Source organism: Cobetia crustatorum (genome assembly GCF_000591415.1).
GTDB classification, from domain to species: Bacteria; Pseudomonadota; Gammaproteobacteria; order Pseudomonadales; family Halomonadaceae; genus Cobetia; species Cobetia crustatorum.
Window position 1 is genome coordinate 1 of sequence record NZ_JEMF01000113.1, and the last position, 1,878, is coordinate 1,878.

Annotated in this window: 1 protein-coding gene; it reads left to right on the forward strand. The window is 52.9% G+C overall.

Features of this window, described 5'->3' with window-relative positions:
• Positions 1-367: 367 nt before the first annotated feature.
• Entirely contained in the window at positions 368-1,681 is a 1,314-nt protein-coding gene (bioA, locus tag BF12_RS0116965) for an adenosylmethionine--8-amino-7-oxononanoate transaminase (protein WP_024953304.1), read from the forward strand.
• Positions 1,682-1,878 lie beyond the last annotated feature (197 nt).

Here is a 1,878-nt window from a genome sequence, read left to right on the forward strand (position 1 = left end):
CGGTTACTACAGCAGCCTCAGGCCGCACAAGCATAACGATGGGATACCGCCGAACTTGGCAGAAAAGAACTACTGGAATGCTCAAAGCTCGGTGGCCAAAAACACTTGACCACTACAATCTCTCTGAAGACTCTCTCTTTCATTTACGGTTCATCAAAGCCTGAAGCTTTCTTTGCCGTTCATGAAAAGCATGCATTCTACGTTACAATGGCAGAACTTTCTAAAGTAGAAAAATGAGCAAATTAGTTTACGCCGAAAAGGACTTTCTCCATATAGCGTCGTTTTATATCAACAGTCAACCTGATAGAATAAAATGGTTAACAAAGAACGATCTATCTTTCCCTTTCTTTCTTGCTGGAGACTTTACATGCCCTGTACTCGGACACGGCTAACGCCTCAGACACTTCCGCAGCAGGCACTCTGGCATCCTTATACGCAGATGCAGGCCATGGCGGCACCTCTTGAGATAGTCGGTGGCGCAGGCCCCCGCATGACTCTCGCCAGCGGTGAAACATTGCTGGATGCCACATGCTCCTGGTGGTGCATGATTCATGGTTATGGCCACCCACGCCTGGTCTCCGCCATTCAAGCGCAAGCCGCTGAGCTATGCCATGTCATGCTGGGCGGTATACGGCATCGCCCTGCCGTGGAGCTCGCCGAGGCTCTGGTACGTATTACACCAGCGGGGCTAAATCATGTCTTTTTCTCGGACAGCGGTTCTGTAGGAATGGAAGTGGCCATGAAGATGGCCGTGCAATATCAACAGCAGCGCAAGGATCGTGATGACACCAAAGGGCGCACTCGCATGCTGTCCCTGATGAAGGCATATCACGGCGATACCGCAGGCTGCATGGCGGTGTGTGATCCCGAAGAAGGCATGCACTCACTATTCGCGGACTTTCTTCCCAAGCACTACTTCGCCCCCGCACCCACAGCAGGCTTCACGGCTTCTCGAGAAGCTGTTGAAGCTGATATCGCCGGACTAAGAGCCTGTCTGGAAGCCCATCACCATGAAATAGCCGCACTATTGATGGAGCCGCTATTACAGGCAGCGGGCGGACTCAACATGTACTCGCCGTTCTACCTGGAAGCAGCGCGCACTCTGTGTGACGAGTTCGGTGTGGTATTGATTTTCGATGAGGTAGCCACCGGTTTCGGGCGTACCGGAAAACTCTTTGCCTGTGAGCATGCCAGTGTCACGCCTGACATCATGGTGTTGTCAAAAGGATTGACCGGCGGTTATCTGGGGCATGCTGCCACTCTCGCGCAAAGCCATATCTTCCACGCCTTCGATGGCGAGGATGCCAATACCGCTTTCATGCATGGCCCCACGTTCATGGGTAATCCATTAGCATGTCGAGTGGCACTGGAGAGTCTCAAGGTCTTCGAGGAAGATAATTATCTCGCCAAGATTGCCGAGCTCAATCAGGTGCTGCGCGAAGAGCTGCTTGATTTCTCCCATCCCGCCATTCGCGATATTCGCGTACTTGGCGCAACCGCGGTCATTGAAGTTCATGACGCCAGGAGTCTTGAGGGAGCTCAAGAACACGCACGTGCACAAGGTGTCTGGCTACGCCCGTTCGGGCGTTGGCTATACACGATGCCCGCCTATATTACGTCGCATGATGACTTGCGACAGATCACCCGAGCCATGACGAGTCACTTCACCACGCTGAGCTAACATGCTGGGTTGATGTGTCTGACTGATATATCTGACTGATATGCTTGGCGAGCATTGGCAGTGATTGTTTTCAATGCTCACCCTAAGCCATTGGATGGCGAAGGGTGAGTATCGACAGCGACCAGGGAGGCGCTCTGGAAATCAGGCGCTCTGGAAATCAGGCGCTCTGGAAATCAGGCGCCCCATAACCGAGCTTC

Bases quoted from the DNA above. Each gene is read 5' to 3' on its own strand.
- bioA (WP_024953304.1), top strand. From the start codon at position 368: ATGCCCTGTACTCGGACACGGCTAACGCCTCAGACACTTCCGCAGCAG.